We start from the raw sequence: 16,667 nt of genomic DNA on the forward strand, positions 1-16,667 counted from the left end.
TCCAGCAACTTAGTTATTTAATTTACAACATTAATTGGTTTTCCTTCAATAAAAGATTTAATGTTATTAGCTAGGAGCTCAATAAGCCTTTGTCTAGATTCAAAACATTTCCAGCCTATATGTGGAGTAAGAATAACGTTTCCAATAGTAAATAAAGGATTATCTAGTTCAGGTGGCTCTGGATCTTGAACATCAAGTGCAGCGCCGGCAATTACTTTATTTTGTAAAGCTTCAATTAAATCAGTTTCCTTTATAATGGCTCCCCTTGAAGTGTTTATGATAAATGCTGAAGGCTTCATTAGCTTCAACCTGTCTTTATCAATAAGATGTTTTGTATTGTCAGTAAGTGGGCAGTGGATAGTAACAAAATCACTCTGCTTAAGTAATTCTTCAAGAGAAACAGATTGTATATTTGGATGGGTCCACTGTTTGGGAGTCCGACTGTAGACGAGAATGTTCATTCCAAGAGCTCGTGCCACTTTCATAACCTGCTGTCCAATAGCTCCAGCACCAATTACTCCAAGTGTCTTATTTTGAATTTCAAAATGTGGAACCAGAAGGCATTTAGTAAAGTTATCAAAATTTTTCTGTTTAATCATGTTCTGCTGCAGAGTCAATGATGAGCTTAAATTTAATATGAAAGCAATAACTAACTGCGCTACTGCCTCGGTACTGTAGCCAGGAACATTGCAGACAGTAATATTCTTTTCTTTTGCGGCAACTATGTCTATGTTGTTATAGCCAGTGCCGGCTTCACAGATAAGTTTAACGGAAGGAGGGAATTGAACAATCAAGTCTCTTCCTATAGGTAGTTCTTTTGTGATGACAACATTCTGATCTTTAACTCTTTCTAAAATTTCCTCATTGTTACTTTCCTCATATTTTGTAACAGTTGAGATTTCTATTAATGATGAAAAATTAAGTTTGTTATCAAAGTCTAGCTTTGCTGAATTGAGAAATACTGTATTTTTCATAATTACCTCCTAGTATTGGAATATTTATAAATATTAATATACTCTAGATGTAGGTTGCTGTCAAAAATATTATATAAATTACAGTGTACTTTCTTCGCATATTTCAGAAAAACGGCCTGATGACTATGTTATAGAGTATCCTGCTGAAGAACTCGATCTTGATATGAGAGCGTATAAACTACCGATGCTAGCCAGAAAGCGTAAACCACTCGGTAAAATAAAACACTCTGCAAATGAAACGTCCCCTTATCTTACCAGTGGTCATGATTTGATTTTTTGCTTTCCTTTAAAAAATGTATATGCCACGTACCTATTAAGATCTTGTAACAAAAGACCTTTCAGAGAATAGATTGTTGGATTAATTCGGCAACGTATAATAAAAGGAAAGAGTGGGAAGGATACCATTAGTCATTGCAAGCTACTAAAGCAAAAAGAAGTGTACAGTTTGGTAGAAGTAGAACATGAACCCTTTAAAAAGGAGTGAGAATATGGATACGCCAGAGAATGTTAAATTAACTAAGGACATTAAAAAAAATAAGGAGATGATCCAGCAAAGGCTTCCCATTAAAAAAAGTTTTGATGTCATCGGAAGAGAAGTACTCATTGGGCAGAGAGAAGCCTATTTGGTTTTTATTGACGGTTTTGCAAAGGATGACATTATGCTTTGGATTTTAGAGGTGCTGCAGTCTTTGAAGGAAGAAGACATAACAAAGAATACCATTATCACCTTAATGAAGCATAAAATAGGATATATTGAGGTAGAGAGCTTTTCTGATATAAAGCAAATGGAATCTTCAGTGCTAGCTGGCGCAGTTGCACTTATAATCGATGGTGAAGAAGAAGGAATCATTATTGATGCAAGAGAATACCCTGTACGAAGTCCGGAGGAGCCAGACTTAGAGAAGGTTACTAGAGGCTCACGGGATGGATTGGTAGAGACAATTATATTTAATACGGCGCTCATCCGAAGAAGGCTGCGGGACCCAAATCTTATATTTGAGATTAAAAGTGTAGGCAAGCGTTCCCAAACAGATGTGGTCATTGCCTATATAAAGGACTTGGTTGACGAGAAGCTGCTAAAAGAGATTCAAGATAAAATAGATAAGGTAGATGTGGGAGCCTTGGTAATGGCAGAAAAGACGTTGGAAGAGTTGATTATAAAGAAACATTGGTATAATCCTCTTCCTCAGGCTAAGTTTACAGAACGACCAGATGTTGTGGCAGCTCACTTGATGGAGGGTCACATTGCAATCATTGTAGACACTTCCCCTAGCGTTATGATTCTTCCTGTTACCATGTTCCATTTTACGCAGCATGCTGAGGATTACTATCAAAACATCACTGTAGGAACTTATATACGGTGGGTACGCTTTTTAGGAATGCTTTCTGCCTTTGTACTGCTTCCGCTATGGCTTTTACTGGTAAATAATAAGCAATACCTGCCGCATTTTTTGCAGTTCCTAGGGCCGAAGGAATCCAGCAATATTCCTTTATTTGTTCAATTTATTTTACTTGAATTTGGATTGGATTTACTGCGAATCTCCTCTATTCATACTCCAAGTGCACTGACTACTTCTTTGGGTATCATTGGCGGTTTGATGCTCAGCGAGTTTGCAGTAAAAATAGGGTTGTTTGTATCGGAAACTGTGCTCTATATGGCGCTTGCAGGAATAGGAACTTTTGCTACGCCTAGTGTGGAGTTTGCTATGGCAATCCGTATTTTTAGTCTGTTGCTAGTGGTGCTGACAGGATTGTTTAACATTTATGGATTTGCTGCAGCAATCATCATAATCTTTGTCATCACTTATAAAACCAGTTCCTTTAAGAATGGAAAGAAGTATACTTGGCCGCTTCTTCCTTTCGAGTGGAAACCCTTATCACATATCCTATTTCGAAGGCCAATACCAGAAATTAAAGATAGTAAAAAGGAGTAGAATTGCTTCAATGTTGAAGGAAACCTTATAACTATTATTTATTTTCCAACATGTATAAACAAGTGTTGACATACTTGTTTATACATGTTATCATATTTCCATAACTTATATATACGCAGTAAATACATAATTTGTATTATAATTCCATAAAGGGGGAAGATTACAATGGAAGTTTCAAAAAAATCAGTAGAAGAAATTATTGCAGCTGTTGGTGGTAAAGATAATATAGCTGCCGCAACTCACTGTGTTACTAGGTTAAGATTTGCTCTAAAAGATGAAAATAAAGTGGATAAAGCTAATCTTGAAAAAATTGATATAGTTAAGGGCTTTTTTTCAACTAATGGACAGTTTCAAGTTGTTATAGGTCCTGGATTAGTGGACAAGGCTTGTGACATACTTATTGAAATCACGGGAATTAAAAGTGCAACAAAGCAGGAGCTAAAAGATGCAGCAGCAGAAAAGCTTAATTTAATTCAACGTCTGGTGAAAACGTTAGCAAATGTATTTATACCAATACTTCCAGCTATTGTTGCTGCGGGTTTATTAATGGGTATGAATAATATTCTTGCTGGTAAAGGTATCTTTTTTGCAGACAAGTCATTGATTGATGTTTATACTCAGTGGAAGGATCTTTCAGATGTTATAAATCTTATAGCTAATACTTCTTTTACATTTTTGCCAGCATTAATTGGTTGGTCAGCAGTTAAAAGATTTGGTGGGAATCCACTTCTTGGTATTGTGCTAGGATTAATGCTTATTCATCCATCATTACTAAACGCTTATAATTATGGAGAAGCTGTTACAAAGGGAACAGTACCATATTGGAATTTACTAGGACTTAAAGTAGCTAAAGTAGGATATCAAGGACAAGTTTTACCAGTATTATTTTCATCTTACTTGCTAGCAAGATTAGAAATAGGTTTAAATAAACTTATTCCTGATTCAATTAAATTATTGTTTGTTGCACCTATAGCTTTGTTAGTCACAGGTTTTTTATCCTTTATCGTAATTGGACCAGTAACCTTTTTTATAGGTAACGAAATTACTTATGGATTAGTTTTCATATTTGATAAACTACCAGTATTAGGTGCTATTATATATGGTGGTTTCTATTCAGTATTGGTTATAACAGGTATGCATCAAATGTTCCTTGCATTAGATATACAGCTTATAGCAAGTACAGGTGGAACTTTCTTATGGCCTATACTTGTTCTTTCAAATATTGCACAAGGTTCTGGAGCCTTAGCCATGATGTTTATAACTAAAGATGAAAAAGTAAAGGGATTGTCTTTTACATCTGCTATTTCAGCTTATCTTGGAATAACTGAGCCAGCTATATTTGGAGTTAACCTAAGGTTTAAATTTCCATTCTTTTCTGCTATGGTAGGTTCAGCAGCAGGTGCCATAGTTATAACATTAAACCATGTTAAAGCTACTTCTATAGGAGTTGGAGGATTACCTGGCTTTTTATCAATATTTCCACAACAATGGGGAGCTTTCTTTGTAGGTATGCTTATAGCTATAGTGATTCCTTTTATATTAACCTTCGCATTATCAAAGTTTAAAAATTTTGACTTACCAAGCTTAAAAAATATGAAACTTAGCAAAAATCAATAATTTAAAATATAAATAGGTGGTGTTACGTATGAATGAACTTTGGTGGAAAAAGTCTGTTGTATATCAAATTTATCCAAAAAGCTTTAAGGATACAACAGGAAATGGAATAGGAGACTTACAGGGAATAATAGATAAACTTGATTATATAAAAACTTTAGGGGTAGAGGTTATATGGTTGACCCCTATATATGAGTCTCCACAGCGGGATAATGGTTATGATATAAGTAATTATTATAAAATAGATTCTAAATACGGAAGTATGGATACTTTTGAAAATTTATTAACAGAAGCTCACAAAAGAGGGTTAAAGATTATATTGGATATGGTAGTTAATCACACTTCTACAGAAAATGTGTGGTTTAAGGAGTCCTGTAAATCTAAAAATAATCCCTATAGAAATTTCTACATTTGGAAAGATGGTAAAAACAATATGCCACCTAATAATTGGCAGTCTAAATTTGGAGGTAGTGCATGGAAGTATGATGAAACTTCAGGACAATATTATCTTCACCTTTTCGATGTTACCCAAGCGGATTTAAACTGGGAAAATCCAGATCTGAGAAAAAGTATATATGATATGATGGACTTTTGGTTAAGCAAAGGAGTAGATGGCTTTAGATTAGATGTAATTAATTTATTATCTAAAGATCAGGATTTCCCTGATGATACTTTAAATACACCGTCAGAAGATGGCCGTAAATTTTATACAGATGGTCCTAAAATTCATACCTTTTTAAAGGAAATAAATAAAAATGTATTTTCAAAATATGATAATATGTTAACTGTTGGGGAAATGTCTTCTACTTCTATATATAATTGTATAAAATATACAAATCCCACTGAAAAAGAATTAAGTATGACTTTTAGCTTTCATCATTTAAAAGTAGACTATCCTAATGGTGAAAAATGGGTCGCGGCAGAATTTGATTTTATAAAGCTTAAGCAGATATTAAGTGATTGGCAATATGGAATGATTAAAGGTAATGGATGGAATGCATTATTTTGGTGTAATCATGATCAACCAAGAGTAGTATCACGTTTTGGAAACGATAAAGAGTACCACAATGAGTCTGCTAAAATGTTAGCCGCTACTGTACACCTGTTACAGGGTACACCTTATATATATCAGGGTGAAGAAATAGGAATGACAAATCCAAATTTTGATAAAATACAGGATTATAGAGATGTAGAATCCATAAATGCCTATGATATATTAAAATCTAAAGGAAAATCGGATAAAGAAGTTATGGATATACTTAAGCAAAAATCCAGAGATAATTCTAGAACTCCAATGCAATGGGATGCTTCTAAAAATGCAGGTTTTACTGAGGGAACTCCATGGATAAATGTGTCACAAAACTTTTCAGATATAAATGCAGCCAATGCATTAAAAGATAAAAATTCTATTTTTTATCACTATCAAAAACTTATAGAATTGAGAAAGAAATACGATATAATTGCCTATGGAGATTTTCAGCTTATATTGGAGAATGATCCACAAATATTTGCATATATTAGACGTTATAATGATGAAAAGCTCTTAGTTGTAAATAATTTTTATGCTAAAGATACGACCTTTACTCTTCCTAAAGATTCAATTTTAGAAGGAAAATCTCAAATATTAATATCTAATTATGCGGATACAAAAAACAATATAAATGAGATTATATTGCGTCCATATGAATCTGTGGCTTTCTATATAGAGTGAAACACAATAATTCTAAAAAGTATCAGTGATATTTAAAACTCACTGATACTTTTTTAAAACTCATTTGGCGTATAAGACTATCCGATTTAATACTTCTTATATAGTAGAAAACTTCATTTCAATCTAAGAATTATGTTTTAACAGAACCTGCGAAATTCTCTTGTTGAAATGGGGATATTGAGTATAAAGCCACCATCTTTCTTTAGATAGCGGTAGTTCACTATTTTCATAATTATATGATATACTCTATATGAAAATAGCTGTTGGAGGACTACTAATGGACAAAAAATATATATGTATATACGAAAATATAAAAAATGATATACTTAAGGGTAATTACAAATCAGGTGAAAAGCTTCCTTCTGAAAATGATTTTTGTAAAATTTATAATACAAGTCGTGGTACGGTTAGAAGAGCTTTAGATATGCTATCAGAAGAAGGCTTAGTAAACAGTGTTCATGGTAAAGGAGCTTTTGTTTTAGATAACAATCAAATTACTTTTTCCTTTGGGAACCTTGTGAGTTTTGCTGAAGTTTCCAGTATAAATGGAAATGATTTTGTTACCTCTGTATCAAGATTTGAAGAAGTATTAATAGATAAAGCTTTACATAAAAAAACTTGTTTAGCAGAAGGAAAAGAAGCTTATAAATTACATCGTATCAGAAGCCTAAATAATGAAAATATTATCTTAGATATAAATTATTTTCTAAAAGATAATGTTTTAAATCTTACAAAAGAAATTGCAGAAAAATCTATTTATAAATATATTGAAGAAGCTTTGAATACTAAAATAGGTTTTGCTAAAAGAATTATAAAAATTGAATCAGCTAATTCTATTGATAAAAAAAACCTAGATATGCAATCCTATGATTTCGTAGTAGTAGTAATAAACTTTGTTTATTTAAATGATGGAACTCAATTTGAATATACAGAATCAAGGCATCGTCCTGACCGTTTTGAATTTTGTGATTTTGCTAGAAGAAGATAATAAAAATATGATAGTAATAAAGTTCATTATGAAAGATGGTAAGGTAAAAAAAGTGCCCTTACAAAAACAACCTGTAAAAAGCTTATTTACAGGTTGTTTTGTATAGAGTTATTTTAGTTATCACCATCAAAGAGGTTTCCAAGGCCACCTAGAATACTTCCTTCTTCTTTTCTTCCACCTCCATAAGGAGCGGCTGCAAATACACGTTCTGCAAGTCTGTTAAATGGAAGAGATTGAATCCATATACTTCCAGGACCTGAAACAGTGGCAAAAAATACACCTTCACCACCAAAGAAAGTATTTTTAATTCCACCTACGAATTCTATATCGTAATGTATGTCCTTTGTCATAGCAACTAGACAGCCAGTATCTATTTTTAAAGTTTCACCAGGTAATAAATCTCTTTTTACTAGTGCACCACAAGAGTGAATAAAGGCTAATCCATCTCCTTCTAACTTTTGAAGGATAAAGCCTTCACCACCGAAGAAACCAACACTTAATTTTTTTCTAAAATCTATACCAACAGATACTCCTTTTGCTGCGCACAAGAAAGAATCCTTTTGGCATATAAGTTTTCCACCAAGCATACTTAAATCCATAGGAATTATTTTACCAATGTATGGTGCTGCAAAGTTTACCTTTTGTTTTCCATAACCTATGTTAGTATAGGCTGTCATAAACAAGCTTTCACCAGTTAGTACTCTTTTTCCGGCGCCAAGGAGCTTATCCATAAATCCACCTTTGGATTTGGAGGAACCATCTCCAAATATTGTTTCCATTTGAATATTAGCGTCCATCATCATCATGCTTCCAGCCTCAGCCACTACAGTCTCTCCTGGATCAAGCTCTATTTCAACGAATTGAATATCATCTCCATAAATTTTATGATCAATTTCATGAGAATTCATATACATCATCCTTTCTTTAATATTATTATCTTCAATATATATTAATTTAGTCTTAAGTTCAATATATTTATGATATATATTGAGAGATAAAGTGAAATTTGAATCAGATGGAGTTTTTGACCCCACCTGATTCTTCCTTTTATTATTTAGAGTAATGGTTTATAATGTTTTTAGGTGAGAAAAGGAAGTGAGTTACATGGAAACAAAAATGGTGAATATTGGTCGGATGATTTTGATTGGTTCAACAGGGCGTAATAGTGGTAAAACTACACTTGCTGTGGAATTGATTAAAAAATGGAAAGATAAATTTCCTATTATTGCATTAAAAATAACCACAATTGAACATAGGAATGGAAAATGTCCAAGAGGTGGACAGGGCTGTGGAGTTTGCGCCAATATAAAAGAAAATTTTGAATTGTTAGAGGAAAATAATAAAAGTAAAAATAAAGATACTTCGCTATTACTTGCAGCAGGAGCAGAAAGAGTATATTGGCTTAAATGTTTAAATACTCATATTTATGAGGGAATAAAGCACTTTATGTGTGAAATTCCTAAAGATACATTAATAATTTGCGAATCCAACAGTCTTCGTAATGTTGTTATGCCAGGAAGTTTTATAATGCTTAAAAGTATGGAAAATAATATTAAAAAATCCGCAAGTGAAGTAATAAGTAAGGCAGATGTTATAGTAGAAAATGATTTTGAAAATAGTATTAAGAATTTAGCTGAAAAAATAGAAATTAAAAAAACTCAATCAGATTTCCTAATAAAAGTGTAGAGCTAAAAAATAAACTACAGCAGGGGCATAATATTATAGGAAGTGCCCTTGAAAAAACAACCTGTAAAAGGTTTATTTACAGGTTGTTGTATACAGGGTTATTTGGTAATCATATCAATTCATTAAGTGTGTTATCAATATTTACATTATTTAGATCATTGAGCCATTTTTCTGAAATTATTACATGTTTGCAATTACTAGATTTGCTTTTCAAGTAAGTATAAATTATTTGAGACTCGTCGATTTCTTCTCTTCCAATTTCTATTAAACTATTTCCACCTTTGTCATTAAAGTAAAACAAAATATTGGTTTTGAAAATGGCCTTTAATTTTTCTAAATCAAAGCTTTTTAGTTCATACTTTTCACTAAAAAGTACTTTATTCCCCTTAATAAGAAAAAATTTAACGTTGTGGTCATCTAAATACTCAAGCAAAGCGATATTTTTATTCTCTTCAATAAATTCCACAACCTTGACTTTATCAAGTAAATAGTTTACTGCACTTATGTAATCTCTAAACTTAGCAGCGTTTTCAAAATCAAATTTCTCTGCGGCACTGTTCATGTTATATTCCATTTCTTCAAGAATGCTTTTGTCAGTACCATTGAGGAGCTTTATTATTTCATCAAATATAGAAAAGTATTGTTCTCTTGGAGTACTATCTAAACACATGCCAATGCATAAGCCTAAAGAATAATTCAAACAACAGGAGGCTTTTCGTGAATTACTGCTGCATAGTATTTTACAGCATTCTTTTATGCCATGAAGTCCTCTTTCTACTGTATTTCTATTTGTGTATGGTCCAAAGCAAAGCTTTCCATCACCTTTACTGGGTTCATTTGAAATTTCAATATCAGGATATTTTTCATTAATTTTCACATTTATATAAGAATAAGATTTTGGACTTTTCATTTGTTTGTTATATATAGGTTTAATTCCTTTTATCAATTTACATTCAAGCATAAAGGCTTCAAATTCTGTATCAGTAAGTATATATTCAAAATCCTTTAGGTTTTTAACTAATTTCAAAACCTTCGGGGAATGTGACTTTGAGTTTTGAAAATATGACCCAACTCTGTTTTTTAGGTTTTTTGATTTACCCACATAAATAACACTATTAAGGGAATCCTTCATAAGGTATACGCCTGGGCAAGAAGGAAGTTTTTTAATTTTTTCTTTTAAGTCCATACTATTTCCTCCTTTAAGCAATTTTTATCCCATGACTACTCCATAATCCTATACCATACCTTCGTAGGTTCTTAAAATAATATTGGTTACTAAATCATTTTCCATAAGATCATTCATTTTTGAAAGTATTGAGTTAATATATATTAGGTCATTGTGAAGACTTTTTAAAGTGTTTATGATGTCTATATTTTGAAAGTTATTTTTAATATCATAGGATAGTATAGACTCTCCTTTATCACTTATATTAATATGTATTGAGTTTTTTACATTTCCCTTTTGTTTATAAATTAATTCTTTTTTATAAAGATTCCTTACAATCAGATTTGCAGTTGACTTTGACCAAAAACCTATTTTACTAAGCTCTGAAGAGATTATATTAGGAAAGGCTTTTATAATATTAAGTGCTCTTAACTGAGGGTATGTTAAATTAAAATCAATAAGTATGCTAGAATGCTTAGACTGGATTGTAAGTACAAAAATCCTAATTAAATTATAAATAAATACAAGTTTTTTTATGTAATCTCTTTGGCTGTTAGCAAAGTCATTAAAATCAAACTTAAGCTCTAGTTCATTTAATCTTTCTATATATTCAAGTATATACTTGTTGTCCTCTGTTATAATAGTAAATTTAAGAGTATCAGATAAAAGGTTTAAATCTTCATAACTAAACTCATTTAACAATTTTAATAAGGCTATGTTTGAGTCCTTCTTTATTTTGGTTTCTAAAATTTTTTCTTCACCTAGGGAGGTTAACTTAAGTGTATGTGTTTTTTTATTTGATGTATCTTCTTTATAAATCAAATCTTTTTGAAATAATATCTTTATAATATCGGATACTGTAGGTGGACTCCAACAGCCGATTTTTGCGATTTTGTCTTGAGATATACCAGGGAAACACCTAATTATCCAAAGTACTCTAAGTTGAGGGAGTGTTATATCATGCTTTTCAATTTCAAGATTGTATGTGTATTCAATTTTTAAAAATACATATCTTGATAGATTGTAAAAAGAGTGTAATTGAAAACCTATATCATTTCGTTTCATATGATACCTCTTGTAATATGATTTTTAGTCAATAGTATTATATCATAGTTTAATAATGTGTTTAAAATTTTTTCAAAATAGTAAAGTAAAATATATTTAATTAAAAACCACTGTAGATTCAAGGCTCACCTCTCAAAAGGTACTAAGTTAATAAAAAATTATAAGTCTAAGGGATAACCTCTAGACTTTAAAACTAAGTGCGGTAGTTATTGCGGTACTTTAAATTTTTCAGAATAAAGAGTTGATGGATATTAATCATATAGATATATAACAATGTTTTTGTATGCAATATTTTAATTAAAAAAGTATTAATATGAAAAATACAAATCAATATTATTTCATTTGTATTGACTTATCTAACTATATAATATAGAATACCAATGTGAATAAACTGTTAATAAGTAGTGTATTTGCCTGTTATATTATTAATTTTCAATAGTTTTTTCCAATATATTAATTAATAATGTGACAGAAATCATTTAAAAGGCACTAAAGTGCCATTAAGGATTTTGCAATAATTTTCTATAATGTCTTGCATCTTTGTGGTGTTTTTTGTCAAGTGTCTTTGAGATGCGTACATTTACAGCTATAATTAAGGAGGCTATTTTTTATGAAAAGAAAAATTTCTTTGCTTTTGGTACTAGCTATGTCAACTTCTTTGACGCTAGCAGGCTGTGGTTCCAAATCAGACTCAAAAGCAAAAGTGGACAACGATGTGATAAAAATCGGAGTATTTGAGCCTATGACAGGAGCAAATGCGGCAGGGGGGCAGCTTGAAGTAGAGGGTGCAAAACTTGCAAACAAGCTTTATCCAACAGTTCTTGGTAAAAAGGTAGAATTAGTTTTTGCAGATAACAAGTCTGATAAAGTTGAAGCAGCTAGTGCAGCTTCAAATCTTGTAGAGCAGGAAAAGGTTAATGCTATTATAGGAAGCTGGGGAAGCGGAAACTCTATGGCGGCAGGAGATGTAGTTATGGATGCTAAGGTTCCAGCGGTGGCAGCTTCTGCTACAAATCCTCTAGTAACTGCAGGAAATGACTACTATTTTAGAGTTTGCTTTATAGATCCTTTCCAAGGTACTGTTATGGCAAAGTATGCCGCTGAAAAATTAAAGGCTAAAAAGGTAGCACTGCTTCAAGAAGTTTCAAGTGACTATTCTGTTGGTATATGTAAATTCTTTACTGATGCCTTTGAAAAGATTACAGGAGATAAAAATGCTATTGTAGCTAAAGCTAGCTATAATACAGGAGATCAGGATTTCACAGCTCAGCTTACAAATATAAAGAGTAAAAATCCAGATGTAATATTTGCTCCTGGTAACTTTACTGAAGGAGCATTAATAATAAAACAAGCAAGACAGCTTGGCATAAAAACTCCTATTATAGGAGCAGATACTTGGGAAACTCCAGAATTTATAGATATAGGTAAGGAAGCAGTGGAAGGAACGGTTTTCTCTACTTTCTTTGCTACTGAAACTCCTATAACTAAAGAATCAAAGAAGTTCCTTGATGAGTATAGAAAAGAATATAAAAAGGAACCAGCTGCAGTTACAGCTTTATCCTATGATGCTTACTTAGTAATACTAGATGCTATAAAAAGAGCTAATTCTACAGATCCGGTAAAAATAAGAGAAGAAATTGCGAAAACTAAAAACTTCCCTGGTGCTGCTGGAGTAATTACTATAGATGAAAATAATAACGCTGTAAAAGATGCAGTCTTAAAGGTAGTTAAAGATGGTAAATTTACTTATCTTGATACCATAAAACCAGAACAGAAATAAATTAGGTGGTGAAAATATGACTTTAAGTACATTTATGCAACATTTAACAAATGGAATTTCCCTTGGAAGCTTATATGCTCTTATAGCTATAGGTTATACCATGGTTTATGGAATACTAAAACTTATAAACTTTGCTCATGGAGATATTTTTATGATGGCTGCTTACTTCGCATTTTTCGGAGTAGCTACTTTCAATCTTCCTTGGTATTTTGCTTTTATAATAGCTGTAGTTATAACGGGATTACTTGGAATGACCATTGAGTTTACAGCTTATAAACCTCTTAGAAGTGCACCTAAAATATCTATTTTAATTTCAGCTATTGGTGTTTCTTTCTTGCTTGAAAACTTAGCAGTTGTTTTATTTGGAGGAAGACCAAAAGCATTTCCAACTCCAAAGTTATTTACAAATGTAGTTACTATAGGTGGAGTTGCCATTCAAAATCTTACTTTTATAATTCCTGTAGTAACTGTAATATTGTTATTTATTCTATTATATTTAGTTAATCATACAAATGTTGGTATGGCTATGAGAGCAGTGGCTAAAGACGTTGAAACAGCTAAACTTATGGGTATAAAGGTAAACAGAATAATTTCCTTTACTTTTGCTGTAGGTTCAATGCTTGCTGCTGTAGGAGCTATGATGTGGTCTCTTAAATATCCACAAATAGTTGCTCTAATGGGAATGATTCCTGGTCTGAAGTGCTTTATAGCTGCAGTTATAGGTGGTATAGGAGATATTACAGGAGCAGTTATTGGAGGTTTTATTCTTGGTATAGGTGAAATTATGTTAGTTGCTTTTCTTCCAGGGTTAACTGGATATAGAGATGCCTTTGCTTTCATACTTTTAATAGTAATATTGTTATTTAAACCTACAGGAATAATGGGCAAAAATTTAACAGAGAAGGTGTAAAATATGAAAGAGAGAAATAAAATTTTAACTATAGCTCTTATTGCAATTGTATTTTTACTCTTATTAGCTGCAAATAATGGCTTAGATACATATAAAATTAGAATTTTAAACTTGTGTGCAATATATACAATTCTTGGACTTAGTATGAACTTGATAAATGGATTTACTGGTTTGTTTTCACTTGGACATGCTGGTTTTATAGCAGTAGGTGCTTATACCTCTGCGCTTCTTACTATGTCTGAAAAAGTTAAAAATCAGAATTTCTTTATGGAACCTTTAATGGCTCCTCTAAATCATATATCCATGCCATTTTTACCAGCATTAATTTTGGCAGGACTTGTTTCAGCAGTACTTGCATTTTTAATAGGTGCTCCTGCTTTAAGACTTAAGGGAGATTACTTAGCTATTGCTACATTAGGTTTTGCAGAAATTATAAGAATAGTTCTTAATAATGCTCAAGGTTTAACTAATGGTGCTTTGGGACTTAGAGGTATTCCACATAAAACTAATTTATGGTGGAGCTTTGGTATAGCAATTGTTACTATCATAATTATTGTTTCTCTAATAAATAGCTCTTATGGAAGAGCTTTAAAATCCATAAGAGAAGATGAAATTGCAGCGGAAAGTATGGGAATAAATTTATTTAAACATAAAACTATAGCCTTTACTACAGGTGCTTTCTTTGCAGGTATAGGTGGAGGTCTTTTAGGAAACTTACTTGGTACTATAGACCCTAATATGTTTAAGTTTGTTCTTACCTTTAACATACTGCTTATAATAGTTATTGGAGGTATGGGAAGCGTCACTGGTACAGTAGTTTCAGCTTTTCTTGTGACAATTTTAGGTGAGGTTTTAAGATTTTTGGATATGGAAAAACAATTTAGTTTTGGATTTTTAAAGTTCCAGGGTATACCAGGACTTAGAATGGTTGTTTTTTCCGTTTTACTTATGATTATAGTATTGTTCTTTAGAAATGGACTTATGGGAACAAAGGAACTTACATGGAAATCAATATTTAGAAATTCTAATAACAAACCTCTAGAAGAAGGGGGGAATAAATAATGGCATTACTAAAGGTAGAAAATGCAACAATGCAATTTGGTGGTCTTACTGCTGTAAAAGATTTTAATCTTCAAATTAATGAAGGTGAAATAGTTTCTCTAATTGGACCTAATGGAGCGGGTAAAACTACAGCTTTTAATATGATAACAAATGTTTATACACCTACAAAGGGAAAAATAATCTTTAATAATACAGATGTTACTGGAATGAGGCAGGATCTTATAACTCAGGCAGGTATAGCAAGAACTTTCCAAAATATTAGGCTTTTTAAAGATTTAAGTGTACTTGATAATGTATTAATTGCTAATCATGTTCATATTAAATCAAATTTTATTGAAGCTACATTAAAGCTGCCAAAGTACAGAAGAGAAGAAAAGGAAATGATTGAAAAGTCAATTGCTCTTTTAGAAGAACTAGGGCTTCAAGATTTAAGATACGAAAAGGCTAGTTCTCTTCCTTATGGTAAACAGAGAAAACTTGAAATAGCAAGAGCTCTTGCCACAAACCCTAAGCTTCTTCTACTTGATGAACCTGCTGCTGGTATGAATCCTACAGAAACGGATGAACTCACAGCTTTTGTCCGTGAAATTAAAGAAAAGTTCAATCTATCTATATTTATGATAGAGCATCATATGAGTATGGTTATGGGTTTATCAGATAAAATACAGGTTTTTGAATATGGAATTACTATAGCTGAAGGTACGCCTTCTGAAATACAAAATGATAAAAAGGTTATAGATGCATATTTGGGGGTATCTGAAGATGATTAAGATAGATAATTTAGTAGTATCCTATGGTGGTATAGAAGCCTTAAAAGGTATAAGTTTAGAGGTACCAAGCGGCAAAATAGTAACTCTGGTTGGAGCAAATGGAGCAGGTAAAAGTACTACATTAAAATCTATAGTAGGTCTTGTTAAACCTAAAAGCGGTAGTATAGATTATGAAGGCACTGATTTAACAAAGCTTAATACTGAGAACATGGTTAAAAAAGGTATAGCTTTGGTTCCAGAGGGAAGAAGAGTTTTTGCAGATCTTACAGTACTTGAAAACTTAAAGATAGGTGCTTATTCAAGAAAAGATCGCAGTGGCATAGCAGAAGATCTTGAAAAAGTATATTCACTTTTTCCAAGATTAAAAGAAAGAACTTGGCAAGCTGCAGGTACTCTTTCAGGTGGAGAACAGCAGATGCTTGCCATAGGGAGAGCTCTTATGTCAAGACCTAAATTAATAATGATGGACGAGCCTTCCTTAGGTCTTGCTCCTATAATAGTAAAAGAACTATTTGAAATTATACAGAGAATCAATAAGGAAGGTATGACTGTTCTTCTGATAGAGCAAAATGCCAATGCAGCTTTAAGAATAGCTGATATAGGTTATATTATGGAAACTGGAAAAATAACACTAAAAGGTACAGGTAAGGATTTACTTAATAATGAAGAAATTAAAAAAGCTTACCTTGGCGAAGCTGCTGTAAAGTAATCAGGTCTTTTTCCTTGTAGGGAACTGCAGCATAACTGAAGTTTTGAGGTTGGATCTCTATAGATAAAAAGGGAGCACATTGGATTGGATCTATATAAATCTAATGTGCTCCCTAAATTTTTACTTGTTTTTAAAATTATACATATATACCATGTAACTAAAGTGTGGTTATAAAAAATAGAATAAACCATTGGTGTGTAAAGGCCTACAGCAATTTTAGCTTTAGACTCTTTTGTTACTTTTCTTTTGGGTGTAAGGTTTTTTATATTTGATACATAGTACAACGTTATAGGTGTAAA

The 16,667-nt window shown here is 32.0% G+C and carries 14 protein-coding genes; 10 read left to right on the forward strand and 4 right to left on the reverse strand.

The annotated features are described in order from the left end of the window. Window positions 1-17: 17 nt before the first annotated feature. Window positions 18-974, reverse strand: a complete 957-nt coding sequence (locus HGI79_RS00355; protein WP_185648736.1) for an NAD(P)-dependent oxidoreductase — start codon at window positions 972-974, stop codon at window positions 18-20. A gap of 488 nt (window positions 975-1,462) precedes the next feature. On the opposite strand from HGI79_RS00355, the gene HGI79_RS00360 reads away from it, so the two are divergent. The 4 genes from HGI79_RS00360 to treR all read left to right on the forward strand — a co-directional run bounded on the left by HGI79_RS00360 (window position 1,463) and on the right by treR (window position 7,221). After that, a complete protein-coding gene (locus tag HGI79_RS00360; protein ID WP_185648737.1) occupies window positions 1,463-2,908 on the forward strand; it encodes a spore germination protein in 1,446 nt (481 codons plus the stop codon). Between the two features lie 165 nt (window positions 2,909-3,073). After that, window positions 3,074-4,525, forward strand: coding sequence for a PTS system trehalose-specific EIIBC component (gene treP, locus HGI79_RS00365; RefSeq protein WP_185648738.1), 1,452 nt, complete (start codon window positions 3,074-3,076; stop codon window positions 4,523-4,525). A gap of 28 nt (window positions 4,526-4,553) precedes the next feature. Beyond that, window positions 4,554-6,233 carry an alpha,alpha-phosphotrehalase gene (treC, locus tag HGI79_RS00370; protein WP_185648739.1) on the forward strand — a complete coding sequence of 560 codons (1,680 nt, stop codon included), beginning with the start codon at window positions 4,554-4,556 and terminating at the stop codon, window positions 6,231-6,233. A gap of 277 nt (window positions 6,234-6,510) precedes the next feature. Continuing rightward, a complete protein-coding gene (gene treR / locus HGI79_RS00375) occupies window positions 6,511-7,221 on the forward strand; it encodes a trehalose operon repressor (protein WP_185648740.1) in 711 nt (236 codons plus the stop codon). A 113-nt stretch (window positions 7,222-7,334) separates the two neighbouring features. Here the strand turns inward: treR and HGI79_RS00380 are convergent, their stop codons facing one another. Beyond that, entirely contained in the window at window positions 7,335-8,129 is a 795-nt protein-coding gene (locus HGI79_RS00380; RefSeq protein WP_185648838.1) for a TIGR00266 family protein, read from the reverse strand. A 196-nt stretch (window positions 8,130-8,325) separates the two neighbouring features. Between HGI79_RS00380 and HGI79_RS00385 the strand changes: the two genes are divergently transcribed. Continuing rightward, on the forward strand, window positions 8,326-8,907 hold the full coding sequence (locus HGI79_RS00385; protein ID WP_185648741.1) for a hypothetical protein: 582 nt from the start codon (window positions 8,326-8,328) through the stop codon (window positions 8,905-8,907). Window positions 8,908-9,016: 109 nt separating this feature from the next. Here the strand turns inward: HGI79_RS00385 and HGI79_RS00390 are convergent, their stop codons facing one another. After that, the gene (locus HGI79_RS00390; protein ID WP_185648742.1) at window positions 9,017-10,093 is read right to left on the reverse strand and encodes a GIY-YIG nuclease family protein; all 1,077 of its coding nucleotides are present in this window, start codon (window positions 10,091-10,093) and stop codon (window positions 9,017-9,019) included. A gap of 48 nt (window positions 10,094-10,141) precedes the next feature. After that, on the reverse strand, window positions 10,142-11,137 hold the full coding sequence (locus HGI79_RS00395; protein ID WP_185648743.1) for a MarR family transcriptional regulator: 996 nt from the start codon (window positions 11,135-11,137) through the stop codon (window positions 10,142-10,144). A 610-nt stretch (window positions 11,138-11,747) separates the two neighbouring features. On the opposite strand from HGI79_RS00395, the gene HGI79_RS00400 reads away from it, so the two are divergent. The 5 genes from HGI79_RS00400 to HGI79_RS00420 are packed head-to-tail and all read left to right on the forward strand — an operon-like array spanning window position 11,748 to window position 16,368. Beyond that, window positions 11,748-12,917: an ABC transporter substrate-binding protein gene (locus HGI79_RS00400; protein WP_185648744.1), complete on the forward strand. Its 1,170-nt coding sequence runs from the start codon at window positions 11,748-11,750 to the stop codon at window positions 12,915-12,917. 16 nt (window positions 12,918-12,933) lie between these two features. After that, on the forward strand, window positions 12,934-13,827 hold the full coding sequence (locus HGI79_RS00405; protein ID WP_185648745.1) for a branched-chain amino acid ABC transporter permease: 894 nt from the start codon (window positions 12,934-12,936) through the stop codon (window positions 13,825-13,827). Window positions 13,828-13,830: 3 nt separating this feature from the next. Next, window positions 13,831-14,889 (forward strand): branched-chain amino acid ABC transporter permease, encoded by a 1,059-nt coding sequence (locus HGI79_RS00410; RefSeq protein WP_185648746.1) that lies wholly within the window; start codon window positions 13,831-13,833, stop codon window positions 14,887-14,889. Then, window positions 14,889-15,659, forward strand: coding sequence for an ABC transporter ATP-binding protein (locus tag HGI79_RS00415; RefSeq protein WP_185648747.1), 771 nt, complete (start codon window positions 14,889-14,891; stop codon window positions 15,657-15,659). Before HGI79_RS00410 ends, HGI79_RS00415 begins: the two co-directional genes overlap by 1 nt. Then, a complete protein-coding gene (locus HGI79_RS00420) occupies window positions 15,652-16,368 on the forward strand; it encodes an ABC transporter ATP-binding protein (protein ID WP_185648748.1) in 717 nt (238 codons plus the stop codon). Before HGI79_RS00415 ends, HGI79_RS00420 begins: the two co-directional genes overlap by 8 nt. The last annotated feature ends 299 nt before the right edge of the window (window positions 16,369-16,667 follow it).

The organism is Clostridium sp. DJ247, assembly GCF_014231265.1.

Coding starts and splice junctions, on each gene's coding strand:
- HGI79_RS00390 (WP_185648742.1), bottom strand. CDS start 10,093: ATGGACTTAAAAGAAAAAATTAAAAAACTTCCTTCTTGCCCAGGCGTA.
- HGI79_RS00360 (WP_185648737.1), top strand. CDS start 1,463: ATGGATACGCCAGAGAATGTTAAATTAACTAAGGACATTAAAAAAAAT.
- treP (WP_185648738.1), top strand. CDS start 3,074: ATGGAAGTTTCAAAAAAATCAGTAGAAGAAATTATTGCAGCTGTTGGT.
- treC (WP_185648739.1), top strand. CDS start 4,554: ATGAATGAACTTTGGTGGAAAAAGTCTGTTGTATATCAAATTTATCCA.
- treR (WP_185648740.1), top strand. CDS start 6,511: ATGGACAAAAAATATATATGTATATACGAAAATATAAAAAATGATATA.
- HGI79_RS00410 (WP_185648746.1), top strand. CDS start 13,831: ATGAAAGAGAGAAATAAAATTTTAACTATAGCTCTTATTGCAATTGTA.
- HGI79_RS00415 (WP_185648747.1), top strand. CDS start 14,889: ATGGCATTACTAAAGGTAGAAAATGCAACAATGCAATTTGGTGGTCTT.
- HGI79_RS00420 (WP_185648748.1), top strand. CDS start 15,652: ATGATTAAGATAGATAATTTAGTAGTATCCTATGGTGGTATAGAAGCC.
- HGI79_RS00385 (WP_185648741.1), top strand. CDS start 8,326: ATGGAAACAAAAATGGTGAATATTGGTCGGATGATTTTGATTGGTTCA.
- HGI79_RS00405 (WP_185648745.1), top strand. CDS start 12,934: ATGACTTTAAGTACATTTATGCAACATTTAACAAATGGAATTTCCCTT.
- HGI79_RS00400 (WP_185648744.1), top strand. CDS start 11,748: ATGAAAAGAAAAATTTCTTTGCTTTTGGTACTAGCTATGTCAACTTCT.
- HGI79_RS00395 (WP_185648743.1), bottom strand. CDS start 11,137: ATGAAACGAAATGATATAGGTTTTCAATTACACTCTTTTTACAATCTA.
- HGI79_RS00380 (WP_185648838.1), bottom strand. CDS start 8,129: ATGAATTCTCATGAAATTGATCATAAAATTTATGGAGATGATATTCAA.
- HGI79_RS00355 (WP_185648736.1), bottom strand. CDS start 974: ATGAAAAATACAGTATTTCTCAATTCAGCAAAGCTAGACTTTGATAAC.